The organism is Micromonospora sp. TSRI0369 (genome assembly GCF_001905625.1).
Lineage (GTDB): Bacteria > Actinomycetota > Actinomycetes > Mycobacteriales > Micromonosporaceae > Micromonospora > Micromonospora echinospora_A.
The window spans coordinates 38,798-55,261 of sequence record NZ_LIVU01000018.1 but is presented as its reverse complement, the minus strand read 5'-3'; the positions used below and the strand labels follow the sequence as shown (position 1 = coordinate 55,261).

Sequence of the window (16,464 nt, the reverse complement as noted above, 5' to 3'; positions counted from 1 at the left end):
GTTAGGAAGGGCCCCTTCTTATCGCCTCGCGATAAGAAGGGGCCCTTCCTTTCACCTCAGCGGGCGCCGCCCCGGTCTCCACCCAGAGCACCAGCTCGTCCGGGCGGCGCCGGGTCATCCGGCGGCGCAGCGCACGTGTGGAGTTGGCGGCCACCCGCAGCCGGGCGCCCGCGTAGGGCACCCCGCCGCGCAGCCGCAGCCCCACCGCCAGCCACGCGCACAGCCCGCGCTCCAGCGCCCACACGGGCGCGGCCAGGCTGGTGTGCGCCGGGAACACGGTCGCGCCGCCGGCCCGTCGCCGGCCCAGCTCGGCCACCGCCACCGTCGCCAGCCCGGCCCGCAGCAGCAGCCCGGGCCGGCGGGTGGCGAGCACGAGAGCCGTCGCCGGCAGCACCGCCAGCGCGGCCAGCAGCCACGCCGGCCGGGCCGTCTCGTCGTACGCCTGGCGGACACGCTGCCCGAGGAAGTGCGCGGCGGTGGGCGGGAGCCGCCGCACGTACAGCCACGCCGGGGTGGCCGTGCTGCCGCCGTACGCGCGCACGGTCCGGACCAGCTCCAGGTTCTCGAAGAGCACGTCCGGGTCGTAGCCGCCCATCGCCAGGAACGTGCCCCGCCGCACCCCGAGGGTGCCCGGCCAGTCCCCGCCGAACGCGCGGGCGAGCAGCGTCCGGCCGGTGTCCCACCAGGCGTGCCAGGGCAGCGGGTCGAAGTGGTTCTGCGGCCGGACCAGGTCGACCACGTCCAGCATCTGGTGTACCGCGCACAGGGCCGGCAGGTCGTACCGGACGTCGTCGTCGGCGATCACCACGTGCTCGTGCCGGGCCAGCGCGACGCCGGTGAGCACCCCGAGCACCTTGCCGTTGCGTCCGCGCAGCGCCGGGTCCGGCGGCACGTGCCGCACCAGCCCGTCCCAGGCGTCGGCGTGCCGGGCGAACAGTTCCGGCGGCGAGGCGTCGACCACCACCACGTCGAGCCAGCGGCTCAGCTCCCGCAGGTACCGGGTCAGCTCGTCCAGGCCGCCGTCGTCGTGGGCGCGCAGCGGCAGCACGTACGCCATCGGGAGCCGGACCGGCGCGGACGCGGCGGCCTCGTCACGCACGTGCGCAGCGGTCGGTCTGGTCACGTCGCCTCCCCTCGTGTCGGGTCACGCGACTTGCCCGGAATGCGGCTGCTGAAACCGTTTCGGGCGGGCTGTGTCGGGTAGCGCAGCCGGATACGGACGGTCCGAGTCGTTCGAGGCGGAGGAGACGTGATGAGCAGGAACGCGACCAGGTGGGCGCTGGCCGGCGCCGCCACGGTGACCGCGCTCGGGATCACCCGCACGGTGGCCCGGCGGCGGCACCGGCACCAACCCGACCGTGAGGACGGCTGGTACGTGGTGCGCCGCGGCATCACAGTGGACCGGCCGGTCGACGCGGTGATCGGGTTCTGGACCGACCGGGAACGGCTCGACCGCGGCCTGGCCGAGTGGGCGACGCTGGAGCAGCTCGACGCGAACCGGTGGCGCTGCGTGGCGGCCGACCCGGCCGGCGGCGGTGCCGAGTGGCGGGCCGAGATCACCGTCGACGGCCCGGGACGGTTGAGCTGGCGGGTCACCGACGGACCGGTGGCCCAGCGCGGCCGGATCGAGCTGGTGACCGCGCCGCAGGACCGGGGCACCGAGATCCGGGCCGAGCTGCGCTGGCGCTCCGGACCGATCCGGCGCGCGGTCGGGCTGGCCGGTGGAACCGACCCCGACCTGGGGCTGCGCACCACGCTGCGCCGGATCAAGTCGCTGATCGAGACCGGGCAGGTGCTGGACACCCGGCACGACCCGTCCGGGCGCAGCCCGCGCCAGGAGCGGGCGACGGACAAGGTACGCGAGAAGCTGATGGTGGGAGGACGACCGTGAGGGCGTTGTGCTGGGAGGGTGTCGGGAAGCTGGCCGTGCGGGACGTGCCGGAGCCGACCATCAGGTCGGCCGGCGACATCATCGTCAAGGTGCGCGCGAGCAGCGTGTGCGGCTCCGACCTGCACCTGATCAACGGCTACCTGCCGGCGATGCGCGAGGGGGACGTCCTCGGCCACGAGTTCATGGGTGAGGTGGTCGAGACCGGCCCGGACGTGCGGCGCATCTCCGTCGGCGACCGGGTGGTGGTCGGGTCGGTGGTGGCCTGCGGCTCGTGCTGGTACTGCCGTACCGAGCAGTTCTCGCTCTGCGACAACTCGAACCCGCAGCCGGTCTTCACCGAGAAGCTGTGGGGTCACTCGCCCGCGGGCATCCTCGGCTACTCGCACGCGGCCGGCGGCTACTCGGGCAGCCACGCCGAGTACATCCGCGTGCCGTTCGGCGACGTCGGCGCGTTCACCGTGCCGGACGGGGTGCCGGACGACTCGGTGGTGTTCGCCTCCGACGCGATGCCGACCGGCTGGATGGCCGCCGACTTCTGCAACCTCAAGGGCGGCGAGGTGGTGGCGGTCTGGGGCGCCGGTGGGGTCGGCCAGATGGCGGCCCGGTCCGCGCAGATCCTCGGCGCCGAGCGAGTAGTGGTCATCGACCGGCTGCCGGAACGGCTCGCCACCGCGGCGCAGCGGCTCGGCGTGGAGACGATCAACTACGCCGAGACCGACGTGCTGGAGGCGCTGCGGGAGATGACCGCCGGGCGCGGCCCGGACGCCTGCATCGAGGCCGTCGGCATGGAGTCGCACGACGTCGGCCCGGCGTACGCGTACGACAAGGCCAAGCAGACGGTACGGGCGCAGACCGACCGGCCCACCTCGGTCCGGCAGGCGATCATGGCGGCTCGCAAGGGCGGCACGGTGAGCATCGTCGGCGTGTACGGCGGCCTGGTGGACAAGTTCCCGCTCGGCGCGGCCATGAACAAGGCCCTGGTGCTGCGGATGGGGCAGATGCACGCCCAGCGCTACATCCCGATGCTGCTGGACCGGGTCGCGGCCGGCGAGATCGACCCCGGCTACCTGGCCACTCACCCGATGTCCCTGGAGCAGGGCGCCCGGGGTTACGAGATCTTCGAGAAGAAGGAGGACGGCTGCCTGCGTACCGTGCTGCACCCGCAGGCCGCCTGACGACGAAGGGTGCGCCCGTTCAGCGCAGCGGGCGCACCCCGTCGGCCCGATGTGCCCCGTCGACCGGGCGTACGCCGTCGAGCACCAGCCCGCTGGGCGGCAGCGCCGGCATGGCGCCCAGGTCGAGCGCCAGGTCCTGCGGCGGTACGCGGTAGTCCATCGCGCCGGTCAGGTTCGTCACGGCCCGCTTCATCAACTCGATGGTGATCCATTCTCCGGCGCAGCGGTGGCCGGTGAAGTGGTCGCCGCCGCCCTGCGGGACCAGGCCGAACGGGTCGTCGCGCCAGCCGGTGAAGCGCTCGGGGCGGAACTGCTCCGGCTCCGGCCAGATGTCGGGGTGGTGGTTGGTGCCGTACAGGTCGAGCAGCACCCGCCGGCCCTGCGGGAACGTGTACCCCCGCCACTGGAACGAGCGGCGCACCCGGGCCGCGGTGACCGGGAAGAACGGGTAGTAGCGGCGTACCTCCTGCACGAACCGCTCCGTCGCGGCGTCGTCGCCTGGTAGCCGGTCCCGCCAGTGCGGGTGGTCGTGCAGCGCCAGTGCGGCGAAGACCACGTACCGGTCCACCGCGACGGTGGGGCGCAGCACGTTGAGCAGTTCCACAGCGGCGATCCGGCGGGGCAGCGGCCGTCCCCGCTCGTCCCGGTGCCCGGCGACGACCGCCAGCGCGCTGCCCTCCGGGGCGGGCACCGTGCCCGCGCGTACCCCTTCGATCAGGTCGCCGGCCCAGCGTTGCGCGCGGTGGCGGCCGAGCCGTCCGCGCCAGTGACGGGGGCCCAGCGCGGCCGGGGCCTCGATCATCGCGTGCATCTCGGCGGTGCGGCGCGGCACGTCGTCCTCGGCAAGCGGCACCCCGGCCCAGGCCCAGACCGTACGGGTCAGGATCTCGCCCACCTCGTCGTAGAGCACCACCGGTCCGGTGCGGGACCAGGCCGGGATCCGGGCCCGCCACTGCTCGTCGAAGACCTCCCCGAGGCGGCTGATCGCGGCCCGCGTCATGATCGACATGAACATCGCCTTGCGGACCCGGTGCGCCTGGCCGTCCAGGCCCTGCACGCCGCCGACACCGGTGAGCGTGCGCTGCCCGCGCATCGGCATGGCGCCGTGCCGTACGAACCGCTCCTCGTCGTAGAACAGCTCGGCGGCGTCCCGGCCGCGCAGGCAGATCGTCGGTCTCAGCAGCAGCCGGGTCTGGAAGATGTCGGTGCCGAGGCGGTCGCAGCGGGAGCCGACGAAGCGGTAGCCCTCCCGGATGAAGGCGAGCGTGCTGTCCGGGCTCCGGTCGCTGGGCATGGTGCTCATGTCGACTGCTCCTACGCGGTTCGGCGGCGCTGCCTACCTACCCCGGGCGGCGCTGCCGAACCCTCTATCTCAGCAGCTCGGGCCGCATGGGGGAGGGGCCAGCGGGGCGGGCGGACGCTGGCCCCTCCCCGGGGGCGGAAAAGCTGGTTCCCTCGGGGTACGCGGACCGGCGGCGACCGGTCCGGCGCCCGCCGGCGTGGTGTCCGGCGGTGGTCACCGGCGACGGGGGAGGACACGGATGCGTGACGACAGGGCGGTGCGGCGGCACCGCGAGGCGTTGGCCGGGCTGCGCGGCGACGGCCGCGACGGCACGCTGATCGGCGGGCCCCGGCGCGCCGGGGCCCGCCCACCGCGGTACTTCACCGTGCACCTGGGCTTCGCCGCCACCGATCCCGCGGTCGCGCGGGAGCAGGCGGTGGCGTACGCCGAAGCGCTCGGCCTGCTCCGCCCGGAGCTGGCGCTCGGCGCGGCGGCCCTGTCCCCGGCGGACGCCTGGCACCGGGCCGAGCGGCTGTTCTGCGACGCGGTCGGGCCCGACGGCGAGCGCTGCGCCGACGTGGCCGCTCACCCCGGCTTCCACCACGCGCCCGGTCCGGGCGGCCTCGGCTGGGGCGACGGTGACTGAGGTGCGCTCAGTCCAGGTCGAACTCGCCGTCCTGGGCGCCCGCCACGAAGGCGTCCCACTCGGCCTGGGTGAAGACCAGCACCGGACCGTCCGGCTCGGCGGAGTTGCGCATGCCGATCAGGTCGTCCACGAAGGCCACCTCGACCGCGCCCTCGGAGGTGTCGCCCTCCGCCCGCTGCCAGACCGCCCGGGAACTGTCGAAATCACCCTTGGGGTGCTGACCCATCGCTGCTCCTTCGTCGCCTTGCGTAACGAGAAGGTCCCGAGCGGACCTCATCGGGCAGGATAAGCGGATGCCGAGCCTCACCCGTGCAGAGGCGACCGCGCGCCGCGCGTCGATCGATGTCGAGTCCTATCACGTGGACCTCGACCTGACCGGCGACGCCGAGCGGTTCCGCTCCGCCGTCACCATCCGGTTCCGGGCCACCCCCGGCGCCGAGACCTTCGTCGACATCAAGCCGCGCCGACTCCTCGCCGCCCGCCTCAACGACAGCGACCTCGACCCGGCCCTGCTGGCGGACGGCCGGCTGCCGCTGCCCGGCCTGGCCGCCGACAACACGCTCATCGTCGAGGCCGAGATGGCCTACTCCAACACCGGCGAAGGGCTGCACCGCTTCGTCGACCCGGCCGACGGCGAGACCTACCTCTATGCGATGTCCTTCCTGGACGAGGGGCCGCGCCTCTTCGCCGCGTTCGACCAGCCCGACCTGAAGGCGCCGGTGACGCTGACCGTCACCGCCCCGGCGGAGTGGACTGTTGCCGCCAACGGGCCGCTCGCCGACCGGCCGGAGCCCGGGCGTTGGGAGTTCGCCCCCACGGAGCCGCTCGCCACCTACTTCGTCACGCTGATCGCCGGGCCCTGGCACGTGCTGCGCGCCGAGCACGACGGCATCCCGCTCGGCCTCTACTGCCGGCGCTCGCTCGCCGCCCACCTGGACGCCGACGCCGACGAGATCTTCACGGTCACCCGGCAGTGCCTCGACCGCTTCCACCAGTTGTTCGCCGAGCGCTACCCGTTCGGCAAGTACGACCAGGCGTTCGTGCCCGAGTTCAACGCCGGCGCGATGGAGAACCCGGGCCTGGTCACGATCCGCGACGACTACGTCTTCCGCTCGGCGGTCACCGACACGCAGCGGGAGCTGCGCGCCACCACGATCGCCCACGAGATGGCGCACATGTGGTTCGGCGACCTGGTCACCATGCGCTGGTGGGACGACCTCTGGCTCAACGAGTCGTTCGCGGAATACCTCGGCACCCGGGTCACCGCCGAGGCGACCCGGTTCGACCGGGCGTGGACCACGTTCGCGAGCCGCCGCAAGGCCTGGGGCTACACCGCCGACCAGCGCCCCTCCACCCACCCGGTCGCGCCGGAGGAGGTCGCAGACGCCGCCCAGGCGCTGCTCAACTTCGACGGCATCTCGTACGCCAAGGGCGCCAGCGTGCTGCGCCAGCTCGTCGCCTGGCTCGGCGACGACGCGTTCCTGGCCGGGCTGAACGCGCACTTCGCCGCGCACCGGTTCGGCAACGCCACGCTCGCCGACCTGCTGTCCAGCCTGGGCGCCGCGAGCGGCCGCGACCTGGACGGCTGGGCCGAGCGCTGGCTGCGCCGCGCGCAGGTGAACACGCTGCGGATCGACACCGCTGTGGACACCGACGGGCGGTGGACCGAGGTGGCGATCGTGCAGACCGCCCCGGCGAGCCACCCGGTCCTGCGGCCGCACCGCATCGGCGTGGCCCACCACACCGCCGACGGCCCGGCCCGCCGGTACGCCGTCGACCTCGACCCGGACGCCGACGGCGGCCGGACGCCGCTGCCCGAGCTGGTCGGGCAGCCCGCCACCGGGCTGCTGCTGCCGAACGCCGGTGACCTGACGTTCGCCAAGATCCGGCTCGATCCGGCCTCGGCGGACGCGGTGCCGACGCTGCTGCCCGGCCTCGCCGACCCGCTGGCCCGGGCGCTGCTCTGGGGCGAGGCGCTGGACGCGGTCACCGACGGGGAACGCCCGGCCGGCGCGCTGGCCGCGCTGATCGCGGCGGCGCTGCCCGCCGAGACCGAGGTGACGATCGTCGAGGACGTGCTGCTGCTCAGCCGCCGGCTGATCGACCGCTACCTCGACCCGCTCGCCCGGGACGCGGCGCTGCTGCGGGTGGCGACCGCCTGCGCGGCGCTGCTCGACTCGGCTCCCGCGGGCGGCTCGTTGCAGCTCGCCGCGGCGCGGGGTCTGATCGCCGCGACCACCGACACCGCGATGCTCACCGGCTGGCTGGCCGGCAAGGAGGTGCCGTCGGGGCTGGCCGTGGACACCGACCTGCGCTGGGCGGTGCTGCGCCGGCTGGTGGTGCTCGGCGCGGCCGGTACACCGCAGATCGACGCCGAGGCCGACGCCGACCGCAGCGCCACCGGCGCCGAGCAGGCAACCGCGTGCCGGGCCGCGCTGCCCGACCCCGACGCGAAGCGGGCCGCCTGGGAGATCGTCACCCGCAGCACGGAGCTGTCCAACCGCCTGGTCGAGGCGGCCGCCGAGGGCTTCTGGCAGCCCGAGCAGGCCGAGCTGACCGCCGGGTACGTGCAGCGCTACTTCACCGACATTCCGGCGGCGGCGCGGCTGCGTACCCCGTGGGTGGCCGACGCGGTCACGGTGGCCGCGTATCCCCGCTACGCCGTGGCGCAGCCCACCCGGGAACTGGCCGCGGCGCTGCTGGCCCGCGACGACCTGACGCCCGGCCTGCGGCGGTGGGTGACCGACCTGGACGACGACATGCGCCGGGCGCTCGTGGCCCGGACAGCGGTGGCCGCCGCGTCGGCCTGAGCTGGGAGCGCGCCGGGTGAGGGCCCGCCCGGCGCGCTCGACCGCGGACCCCGCCCAGGGCTGTCGGGCGGGCGGCCTACGATCGCTGGGTGGAGGAAGACATCCGGCGGGTCGGCATCATGGGCGGCACGTTCGACCCGATCCACCACGGGCACCTGGTGGCGGCGAGCGAGGTGGCCGACCGGTTCGGTCTGGACGAGGTGGTCTTCGTGCCGACCGGACAGCCGTGGCAGAAGGCGGAGGAAGCGGTCACCCCGGCCGAGGACCGTTATCTGATGACGGTGATCGCCACCGCCTCCAACCCGCGCTTCCAGGTGAGCCGGGTCGACATCGACCGCGGCGGCCCCACCTACACGGTCGACACGCTGCGCGACCTGCACGCCGAGTACGGCGCGAAGGCGCAGCTGTTCTTCATCACCGGCGCGGACGCGCTGGAGCGCATCCTCTCCTGGAAGGACCTGGACGAGGCGCTCGAACTCGCCCACTTCATCGGCGTGACCCGGCCCGGCTTCGAACTCACCGACAAGCACCTGCCGGCCGACTCGGTCAGCCTGGTGCAGGTGCCCGCGATGGCGATCTCCTCGACCGACTGCCGCGCCCGGGTCGCCCGGGGCGAACCGGTGTGGTACCTGGTGCCCGACGGTGTGGTGCAGTACATCGCGAAACGGCGGCTCTATCAGCGGTGATTGCGCCCTTTGTGTCCCCCTTCATGCCTGAAATCGACCAGAACTGACAAGTCGTCGCCACGCCGGGTGTGAGAGGCTTGGAGGGTCGCACGGTTGATCGAAGGAGAACGGTGACAGTTTCCGAGCGCGCGCACGAGCTGGCGATGGCCGCCGCCCAGGCCGCGGCCGACAAGAAGGCACAGGACATCGTCATCATCGACGTGGGTGACCAGCTCGCGATCACCGACGCGTTCCTGCTGGCCGCCGCTCCGAACGAGCGTCAGGTGCTCGCCATCGTCGACGCCATCGAGGAACGCCTGCTGGAGCTGCCGGAGAAGGCCAAGCCGGTGCGCCGCGAAGGCGAGCGGGGTGGCCGCTGGGTGCTGCTCGACTACGTCGACATCGTGATCCACGTCCAGCACGCCGAGGAGCGCGAGTTCTACGCGCTCGACCGGCTCTGGAAGGACTGCCCGCAGATCCCGTTCACCGATCGCGACCTGGCCGACTCGGCCGCCGGCACCGCCACCGCCGAATGACCCGCCTGATCATCTGGCGGCACGGCAACACCGACTGGAACGCCGCGAGCCGCGTCCAGGGCCAGACCGACGTGCCACTCAACGACCTCGGCCGGGAGCAGGCCCACGCCGCAGCCCCGGTGCTCGCCGCGCTGCGCCCGGACGCGATCGTCGCCAGCGACCTGCGCCGGGCCGCCGACACCGCCGCCGCGCTCGCCGCGCTGACCGGGCTGCCGGTCCGCACCGACGCGCGGCTGCGGGAACGGCACTTCGGCCAGTGGCAGGGCCTCACCCTGACCGAGGCGGCCGAGCGGTTCCCCGACGAGTACGCCCGCTGGCGGGCCGGTGACCCCGACCCCGGCGCCGACATCGAGAGCCTGCACGACCTGGGCGAACGGCTCGGCGCCGCCTTCCGGGACGCCGCCGGCCTGGCCACCGGCGGCACTGTCGTGGTGACCACGCACGGTGGCGGCGCCCGGCAGGGCGTCGGGCACCTGCTCGGCTGGGACCACACGGTGCTGCGCAGCCTCGGCTCGCTGGCGAACTGCCACTGGACCGAGCTGCGCCGCAACGACGTCCGGGGCTGGCACCTGCGGGCGCACAACGTCGGTCTGGTCACCCAGGCGGCGCTCACCGACGCGGTCTGAGACCTCCGGCCCCGGCGTGTCACCGCGTCATCGGCTAGCGTGCCGGTCATGCCCGTCGCGGTCGTCACCGACTCCACCGCCTATCTGCCCTCCGACCTGGTCCGCGCACGCGGGCTCACAGTCGTCCCGCTGACCGTCGTCCTCAACGGCGCCGAAGGGCTGGAGGGCGTCGAGACCTCGCCCGCCGACGCCACCCGCGCGCTGAGCGCCCGGCGGGTCTCGGTGAGCACGTCCCGGCCCGCGCCGGAACAGTTCGCGCAGGTCTACCGCACGCTGCTCGCCGAGGGCGCCGACGGCGTGGTGTCGGTGCACCTGTCCGCCGAACTGTCCGGCACCGTCGAGGCCGCCCGGCTGGCCGCCGCCGAGGTCGGCGACGACCGTGTCACCGTCGTGGACAGCCGATCCACCGGCATGGGCCTCGGCTTCCCGGCGCTCGCCGCCGCCGCGGCCGCCGCGCAGGGCGCCGACCTCACCGGGGTACGCGACGCGGCGCTGGACGCGGTCGCCCGGACCACCATCTACTTCTACGTCGACACGCTCGAGTTCCTGCGCCGGGGCGGCCGGATCAACGCGGCCGAGGCGCTGCTCGGCACCGCCCTCTCGGTGAAGCCCATCATGCACATGCCGGACGGCGCGATCGTGGTGAAGGACAAGGTCCGGACCGCCAGCCGGGGAGTCGCACGTCTGGTCGACCTCGCCGTCGAGACAGCCGGGGATGCCCAGGTGGACGTGGCGGTGCACCACCTCGCCGCGCCGCAGCGGGCCGAGCAGTTGCTGACGGCGCTGACCGAGCGGCTGGGCGACCGGCTGCACGACACGTACGTCACCGAGGCCGGAGCGGTGGTCGCGGCGCACGCCGGACCCGGGCTGGCATGCGTGGTGGTCCACCGCCGCACGCCCTAGGGTGGCCGGATGAGCGTTCGGTCGTATGTCGTCACCGGCGGTGGGCGGGGCGTCGGACGGGCGATTGTCGAGCGGTTGGCCGCCGGCGGCGGCGTGGTGGTCGTGGTCGAACGGGACCCGGGCGCGCTGGAATGGCTGGCCGGGCATCCGCTCACCGACCGGCTGCACGCCGTGACCGGGGACGCCGGCGACGAGGCCGTCACCGGCCCGGCCGCCGACCGCGCCGAGGCGTACGCGCCGCTGGCCGGCTGGGTCAACAACGCCGCCGTCTTCCGCGACGCCGACCTGCACCGCGCGCCCGCGAGCGAGGTGGTCGACCTGATCGCGCTCAACCTGCGGCCCGCCGTGGCCGGGGCCGGCACCGCCGTACGCCGGTTCCTGGCCGCCCGGACCGGCGGGGCGATCGTCAACGTCTCGTCCCACCAGGCCCGCCGGGCGGTGCCGGGCGCGCTGCCGTACGCCACCGCCAAGGCCGCGGTGGAGGGGCTGACCCGGGCGCTCGCCGTCGACTACGGCCCGCACGGGATCCGTGCCAACGCGGTCGCGCTCGGCTCCGTCCACACCGAACGGCACGCCGCCTACCTGGCCGGACTCGACCCGGCGGAGGTGGCGCACGTCGACGCGGAGATGGCCCGGCTGCACCCGCTCGGCCGGATCGGGCGTACCGACGAGGTGGCCGAGGTGGTCGCGTTTCTGCTCTCCGACCGCGCCTCGTTCGTCAACGGCGCGACGGTGCCGGTCGACGGGGGACGGGCCGCGCTCGGCCTGGACCCGGAGGCACGCTGACTGCCGTCTCGGCTACCTAGCACGGCCACGGCTTGATCGGGTGTCCGTCCACAGTCCTCCCGTCGTCCACAGGTGAGCGCTCGCCGGCCGATGCGGCACGAGCTGTCGCCGTAGCGTCCCGAGCCGTGCCAGACGACGAGGAGACGACGGTACGGCGGCGGCTCGCCCGGCTGTTCGGGTCTGGGCCGGGCGAGGCCGAGCCGGGTCTCGGGCTGCGTCCCGGTTTCCCGGAGCGCGACGGCGGGCGGGAGCGTCCCTCCGGGGCGTACCCCTGGTCCGGCGAGCCGGACGCCGACGACGGCCCGCCCCACGATGCTCCCGTGACCGCGCGCGGCCTGGCGTCCCGGCTGCCCGGACCCGGGGCGTTCGACCCCGGCCGCCGGGGTGTGCGTGCGCTCGCGGCGGTGGCGGCAGTGGTGGTCGTGGTGGCCGCCGTCTGGGCCTGGCGCTCGCGCCCGAGCACCGAACCCGTCCAGCCGGTGGCGGCGTCCTCCGAGGCGCCGGTGGGTGCGGCGACCGAGGCGGTCACCGGGGCGCCCGCGTCAGCCGGCTCACCGGGTCAGGTGGTCGTCGCGGTGGCCGGGAAGGTCCGCCGCCCCGGCCTGGTCCGGCTGCCGGCCGGAGCCCGGCTGGCCGACGCCGTCGAGGCGGCCGGCGGGGCGCTGCCCGGCGTCGACGTCGCGCTGCTCAACCCCGCCCGCAAGGTCACCGACGGCGAGCTGATCCTGGTCGGCGTGACCGCCCCACCGGGACCGGGCGGGCCCGCCGCGGCGGGCGCCGGCGGTGCGCCGGGCGGTCCGCCGGCGCCGGCCGGGCCGGTCAACCTGAACACCGCGACGCTCGCCCAGCTCGACGCGCTGCCGGGCGTCGGCCCGGTGCTCGCCCAGCGGATCCTCGACCACCGGGACCAGCACGGCGGATTCCGGTCCGTGTCCGACCTGCGCCAGGTCGACGGCATCGGCGACGCCCGGTACGAGCAGCTCAAGGAACTGGTGACGGTGTGACCGGCCGGCGTGCCACTGCCTCGCCCGTCCTCGACGGTGGCCCTGCGTACGTTCGCGACGTACCCGATCTGCGGCTGGCCGGGTCGGCGGTGGCCGCGTGGCTCGCCGCGCTGGCCGGGCTGCACCTCACCGTCCGGGCGACCGTGTGGATGGCCGCCGTCGCCGCCACGCTCGCCCTTCTGGCGGGCCTGCGCCGCTGCGGCGTGCTCGGTCGGCCGGGAGAACCGGCCCGCCGTTACGGCTGGATCGCCGTCGCCGTGCTGCTCGGCGTCGTCTGCGGGGCGGCCGCCACCGGCGCCCGGCTCGCGATCCGCGACGCCACAGCGGTACGCGCGCTGGTCACCGAAGGCGCAGTGGTCACCGCCGACCTGGTGCTGCGCGACGATCCGCGTCCGGTACGCGGTGCCCCCGGCCGGCCACCGATGCTGCTGGTCCGAGTCGACCTGGTCCGCCTCACCGGAGGCGACGGCGCGCGGGTCACCGGCCCGGTACGCGCCCTGGTGCTGGCCACCGACCCGGCCTGGCGACCGCTGCTGCCGGGTCAGCGGGTCACCACCCAAGGGCGGCTGTCCGCCCCGCGCGGCGGTGACCTGACCGCCGCCGTGCTCTCCGCGGCCGACCCGCCCACGTTGCGCGGCAGCGCGTCCTGGCCGCAGCGGGCAGCCGGTGTGCTGCGATCGGGGCTCCAACGCGCCTGTGAGCCGCTGCCGGACGCGCCGGGCGGGCTGCTGCCCGGACTCGTGGTGGGGGACATCAGCCGGCTGCTGCCCGAGGTGGAGGACGACTTCCGGGCCACCGGGATGACGCACCTCAACGCGGTGTCCGGCTCCAACGTGGCGATCGTCGTCGGGGCCGTGCTGCTGCTGGCCCGCTGGGCTCGTGCCGGTCCGCGTACCGCCGCCACGCTGTGCGTGCTCGCCCTGGTCGGGTTCGTCATCCTGGTGCGGCCCTCGCCGAGCGTGGTGCGCGCCGCCGCGATGGGTGCGATCGGGCTCGCCGCGCTGGCCGCCGGGCGGTCCCGGTCGGCGCTGCCCGCGCTCGCCGCGGCGGTCACCGGGCTGATCCTGTACGACCCGGACCTCGCGGGCGACCCGGGGTTCGCGTTGTCGGTCTGTGCCACCGGGGGGCTGCTGCTGCTCGCACCGGGATGGCGGGACGCGCTGCGCCGCCGGGGCGTACCGGCCGGGCTGGCCGAGGCGCTCGCCGTGCCGGCCGCCGCGCAGCTCGCCTGCGGCCCGGTGATCGCCGGACTGTCCGCGACAGTGAGCCTGGTGGCGGTGCCGGCGAACCTGCTGGTGGTGCCGGCCGTCGCGCCGGCCACTGTGCTCGGTGTGCTGGCGGCGGTGCTGTCGCCGGTGTGGCCGGGCGGGGCGGAATTCCTGGCCTGGCTGGCGAGTTGGCCGGCGCGCTGGCTGGTGGCGGTCGCCGCGTACGGGGCGGACCTGCCGGCCGGGAACCTGCCCTGGGCGGGCGGCGTGGCCGGCGCCCTGCTGCTGGCGGTGGTGAGCGTGGCGCTGCTGCTCGCCTTCCGCCGACGCCGGGCCCGGCGGCTGATCGTGGTCGTCGCGGTGGCGGTCGTGCTGGGCGCGGTGCCGGTCCGGCTGCTGGCCTCCGGCTGGCCGCCGCGCGGCTGGGTGGTGGTGGCGTGCGCGGTGGGGCAGGGGGACGCGGTCGTGCTGCCGGTCGCGGCCGGCCGGGCCGTGGTGGTGGACGCCGGACCGGACCCGTCCGGCGTGGACGCCTGCCTGCGCCGCCTCCGCGTACGCGAGGTGTCGCTGCTGGTGGTCAGTCACTTCCACGTCGACCACATCGGCGGCGTGGCCGGGGTGTTCCGGGGCCGGCGGGTGAGCGCGGTGGTGGGGCCGTCCTGGTCCGAGCCGCCCTACGGCGCCGCCCAGGTCCGTGAGGCGGCCCGCCGGGCCGGTGCGCCGCTCGCTGCCGCCCAGGCGGGCTGGCGATGGCGGGCGGGAGCTGTGGACCTGGTCGCGATCGGGCCGCCGTACCCGCTGCGGGGCAGCCGGTCAGATCCGAACAACAACTCGCTCGTCCTGACCGCCACCGTGGCCGGGGTACGGATCCTGCTCGCCGGTGACGCCGAGACGGAGGAGCAGCGGGCGATGCTGGAGACGATGCCGGCCGCCGCGATCCGGGCCGACGTGCTGAAGGTGGCCCACCACGGCTCGGCGTACCAGGATCCGGAGTTCATCGCCGCGGTGCGGCCGGCGGTGGCGCTGGTGTGCGTCGGCGTCGACAACGACTACGGGCATCCCAACGCCGGGCTGCTGGACCGGCTGACCCGGGGCGGCGCGCGGGTGCTGCGTACCGACACCGGCGGTGACCTGGCCGCTGTTCGCGTCGGCGCCGGCCTCGCCGTGGTGACGCGCGGCCCCGATCCGGTACGACAGCGATGAGCCGGTGAATCTTGTCGTGGTAGATGGGGGATCAAGGCAAATGTCTGGATTTGCGCTGAGTGCGGGCTGCGCCGTCACAGTCCTCGATGACCAGGTCCGATCGGGTCGGAGGGCGTGCGAGTATGGGCGACGTGACCCCCGCCGACCTGCCCCCTATTGTGCTCGTCCTCGGCGACGAGGAGCTGCTCGCCACGCGAGCGGTCACCGAAGCCGTCGCCCGGGCCCGCGAGGTGGACCCCGACGTGGACGTGCGGGAATACCAGGCCGGCACGCTGACCGTCGGCGAGATCGCCGAGATGCTCAGCCCGTCTCTGTTCGGCGGCCGCCGGGTGCTGGTGCTCCGCTCCGGCCAGGACGCCCGCAAGGACCTGTCCACCGCGCTGCTGGCGTACGCGAAGAACCCCGACCCGGACGTGCAACTCGTGGTGCTGCACCTGGGCGGGGCCAAGGGCAAGGCGTTCGCCGACGGGCTGCGGGCGGCCGGCGCCACAGTGGTGCCGGCGATGAAGCTCAAGGGCGACCGGGAGCGGGCCGCCTTCGTGCGGGACGAGATCCGCCGCAACGGTGGCAAGTGCACGCCGGACGCGGCTGACGCACTGGTCGCGGCGGTCGGGAACGACATGCGTGAGCTGGCCGCCGCCTGCTCGCAGCTGCTCGCCGACACGGACGGGCGGATCGGCGCGGACACGGTGGCCCGCTACTACCGGGGACGGGCCGAGGTGACCGGCTTCACGGTGGCCGACGCGACGATGATCGGCGACGTGCCCGGCGCGCTGGAGGCGCTGCGGTGGGCGTTGCACGTCGGTGTCGATCCGGTGCCGATCGCCGACGCGCTGGCCGACGGCGTGCGGACCGTGGCCCGGGTCGCCGCCGCCGGGCGGGGAAGCCCGTTCCAGCTGGCCAAGACGCTGGGCATGCCGGCGTGGAAGATCGAGAAGGCTCAGGTGCGTGCCCGGGGCTGGACGCCCGAGGGCCTGGTCGAGGCGATGCGGGTGGCCGCCGAGTGCAACGCGGCGGTCAAGGGCGGCGCCGACGACCGGGCGTACGCGCTGGAGCGAGCCGTGTTCTCGGTGGCCGCGGCCCGGCAGGGCGGCGCCCGGTGACCCGATCGTGGTCGACGGTGGCCACTGAGGAGGAGCAGTACCGCCCGCTCTACGCCCGGGTGCTGGGCCTGCGCTTCGTCAACCCGGGCGGGGTGCTCTGCTTCCTGTTCTTCGAGGGCGCGATGGCGCTCGCCGTGCTACTCGCGCTCGCCGAACTGGTGAGCTGGTGGGCGGTGCTGGTGCTGCCGGTCGCGGTGGCCGCGATGGTCAAGCTCAACGACGTGGTCGCCGAGATGGTCGTCCGCACCGCGGCGCTGGTGCCCGAGCAGGAGCGGGACCGCTTCCGGCGGCAGATGGAGCCGGTGGTCGGCCGGGCCCGGGTGCCCGCGAGCGCCCGAGCATTGCCGGGTGGCACGGCCCAGAGCGTCCGGTCGTTGCCGGGCGGCGCGACCACCGACTCCCGGGGCGTCCGCTACCACCATCCGCAACGCGCGACGTTCGACCGCCCGCCTGGGCGGTAGCAGCGCCTCTTCCCCGCGTCGCGCCCTGTGCCGTCGCGCGGAGATCTTGGTACGGAACCGCCCCTCCGAGGGCTGACTTGTACCAAGATCTGCGGCGTGATCGGAGTGGGGACAGCCGTAAGCCCCGGGACTCGGTGGCCCCGGGGCTTACGGTCGGATCTGCGG

At 74.8% G+C, this 16,464-nt stretch carries 16 protein-coding genes; 13 read left to right on the top strand and 3 right to left on the bottom strand.

The annotated features are described in order from the left end of the window. Window position 1: 1 nt before the first annotated feature. On the bottom strand, window positions 2-1,123 hold the full coding sequence (locus AMK25_RS30785; protein WP_073831865.1) for a glycosyltransferase: 1,122 nt from the start codon (window positions 1,121-1,123) through the stop codon (window positions 2-4). A gap of 129 nt (window positions 1,124-1,252) precedes the next feature. On the opposite strand from AMK25_RS30785, the gene AMK25_RS30780 reads away from it, so the two are divergent. Both AMK25_RS30780 and AMK25_RS30775 read left to right on the top strand, forming a co-directional pair. Continuing rightward, complete coding sequence (locus tag AMK25_RS30780; protein ID WP_073831864.1) at window positions 1,253-1,891, top strand: SRPBCC family protein; 639 nt, start codon at window positions 1,253-1,255, stop codon at window positions 1,889-1,891. Beyond that, window positions 1,888-3,066, top strand: a complete 1,179-nt coding sequence (locus AMK25_RS30775; protein WP_073831863.1) for a zinc-dependent alcohol dehydrogenase — start codon at window positions 1,888-1,890, stop codon at window positions 3,064-3,066. Before AMK25_RS30780 ends, AMK25_RS30775 begins: the two co-directional genes overlap by 4 nt. Window positions 3,067-3,085: 19 nt before the next feature. Here AMK25_RS30775 and AMK25_RS30770 read toward each other — a convergent pair whose 3' ends face one another. Continuing rightward, window positions 3,086-4,369 carry a cytochrome P450 gene (locus AMK25_RS30770; RefSeq protein WP_073831862.1) on the bottom strand — a complete coding sequence of 428 codons (1,284 nt, stop codon included), beginning with the start codon at window positions 4,367-4,369 and terminating at the stop codon, window positions 3,086-3,088. A 238-nt stretch (window positions 4,370-4,607) separates the two neighbouring features. On the opposite strand from AMK25_RS30770, the gene AMK25_RS30765 reads away from it, so the two are divergent. Continuing rightward, entirely contained in the window at window positions 4,608-4,994 is a 387-nt protein-coding gene (locus AMK25_RS30765) for a hypothetical protein (protein ID WP_073831861.1), read from the top strand. 7 nt (window positions 4,995-5,001) lie between these two features. Here the strand turns inward: AMK25_RS30765 and AMK25_RS30760 are convergent, their stop codons facing one another. Further along, a complete protein-coding gene (locus tag AMK25_RS30760) occupies window positions 5,002-5,220 on the bottom strand; it encodes a DUF397 domain-containing protein (protein ID WP_030503096.1) in 219 nt (72 codons plus the stop codon). Window positions 5,221-5,287: 67 nt separating this feature from the next. Here AMK25_RS30760 and pepN point away from each other — a divergent pair, with 67 nt between their 5' ends. The 10 genes from pepN to AMK25_RS30710 all read left to right on the top strand — a co-directional run bounded on the left by pepN (window position 5,288) and on the right by AMK25_RS30710 (window position 16,299). Then, window positions 5,288-7,804 carry an aminopeptidase N gene (pepN, locus tag AMK25_RS30755; RefSeq protein WP_073831860.1) on the top strand — a complete coding sequence of 839 codons (2,517 nt, stop codon included), beginning with the start codon at window positions 5,288-5,290 and terminating at the stop codon, window positions 7,802-7,804. Between the two features lie 89 nt (window positions 7,805-7,893). Further along, complete coding sequence (gene nadD / locus AMK25_RS30750; RefSeq protein ID WP_030503098.1) at window positions 7,894-8,490, top strand: nicotinate-nucleotide adenylyltransferase; 597 nt, start codon at window positions 7,894-7,896, stop codon at window positions 8,488-8,490. A 110-nt stretch (window positions 8,491-8,600) separates the two neighbouring features. Next, complete coding sequence (rsfS, locus tag AMK25_RS30745) at window positions 8,601-9,005, top strand: ribosome silencing factor (RefSeq protein ID WP_073831859.1); 405 nt, start codon at window positions 8,601-8,603, stop codon at window positions 9,003-9,005. Beyond that, window positions 9,002-9,631 carry a histidine phosphatase family protein gene (locus tag AMK25_RS30740; RefSeq protein ID WP_073831858.1) on the top strand — a complete coding sequence of 210 codons (630 nt, stop codon included), beginning with the start codon at window positions 9,002-9,004 and terminating at the stop codon, window positions 9,629-9,631. Before rsfS ends, AMK25_RS30740 begins: the two co-directional genes overlap by 4 nt. 48 nt (window positions 9,632-9,679) lie before the next feature. Beyond that, the gene (locus AMK25_RS30735) at window positions 9,680-10,534 is read left to right on the top strand and encodes a DegV family protein (RefSeq protein ID WP_073831857.1); all 855 of its coding nucleotides are present in this window, start codon (window positions 9,680-9,682) and stop codon (window positions 10,532-10,534) included. Window positions 10,535-10,543: 9 nt separating this feature from the next. Then, window positions 10,544-11,320 carry an SDR family NAD(P)-dependent oxidoreductase gene (locus AMK25_RS30730; protein ID WP_073831856.1) on the top strand — a complete coding sequence of 259 codons (777 nt, stop codon included), beginning with the start codon at window positions 10,544-10,546 and terminating at the stop codon, window positions 11,318-11,320. A 125-nt stretch (window positions 11,321-11,445) separates the two neighbouring features. Continuing rightward, window positions 11,446-12,324, top strand: a complete 879-nt coding sequence (locus AMK25_RS30725) for a ComEA family DNA-binding protein (RefSeq protein WP_073831855.1) — start codon at window positions 11,446-11,448, stop codon at window positions 12,322-12,324. Further along, window positions 12,321-14,735, top strand: coding sequence for a ComEC/Rec2 family competence protein (locus tag AMK25_RS30720; protein WP_241826569.1), 2,415 nt, complete (start codon window positions 12,321-12,323; stop codon window positions 14,733-14,735). Before AMK25_RS30725 ends, AMK25_RS30720 begins: the two co-directional genes overlap by 4 nt. Window positions 14,736-14,857: 122 nt before the next feature. Then, complete coding sequence (gene holA / locus AMK25_RS30715; protein ID WP_073831854.1) at window positions 14,858-15,838, top strand: DNA polymerase III subunit delta; 981 nt, start codon at window positions 14,858-14,860, stop codon at window positions 15,836-15,838. Next, window positions 15,835-16,299, top strand: a complete 465-nt coding sequence (locus AMK25_RS30710; RefSeq protein ID WP_073831853.1) for a hypothetical protein — start codon at window positions 15,835-15,837, stop codon at window positions 16,297-16,299. Before holA ends, AMK25_RS30710 begins: the two co-directional genes overlap by 4 nt. Window positions 16,300-16,464: the final 165 nt, after the last annotated feature.

What these genes read in the sequence shown, in the direction of transcription:
- AMK25_RS30780 (WP_073831864.1), top strand. Translation starts at nt 1,253, where the DNA reads ATGAGCAGGAACGCGACCAGGTGGGCGCTGGCCGGCGCCGCCACGGTG.
- holA (WP_073831854.1), top strand. Translation starts at nt 14,858, where the DNA reads ATGGGCGACGTGACCCCCGCCGACCTGCCCCCTATTGTGCTCGTCCTC.
- AMK25_RS30770 (WP_073831862.1), bottom strand. Translation starts at nt 4,369, where the DNA reads ATGAGCACCATGCCCAGCGACCGGAGCCCGGACAGCACGCTCGCCTTC.
- AMK25_RS30735 (WP_073831857.1), top strand. Translation starts at nt 9,680, where the DNA reads ATGCCCGTCGCGGTCGTCACCGACTCCACCGCCTATCTGCCCTCCGAC.
- AMK25_RS30765 (WP_073831861.1), top strand. Translation starts at nt 4,608, where the DNA reads ATGCGTGACGACAGGGCGGTGCGGCGGCACCGCGAGGCGTTGGCCGGG.
- AMK25_RS30760 (WP_030503096.1), bottom strand. Translation starts at nt 5,220, where the DNA reads ATGGGTCAGCACCCCAAGGGTGATTTCGACAGTTCCCGGGCGGTCTGG.
- AMK25_RS30740 (WP_073831858.1), top strand. Translation starts at nt 9,002, where the DNA reads ATGACCCGCCTGATCATCTGGCGGCACGGCAACACCGACTGGAACGCC.
- AMK25_RS30730 (WP_073831856.1), top strand. Translation starts at nt 10,544, where the DNA reads ATGAGCGTTCGGTCGTATGTCGTCACCGGCGGTGGGCGGGGCGTCGGA.
- pepN (WP_073831860.1), top strand. Translation starts at nt 5,288, where the DNA reads ATGCCGAGCCTCACCCGTGCAGAGGCGACCGCGCGCCGCGCGTCGATC.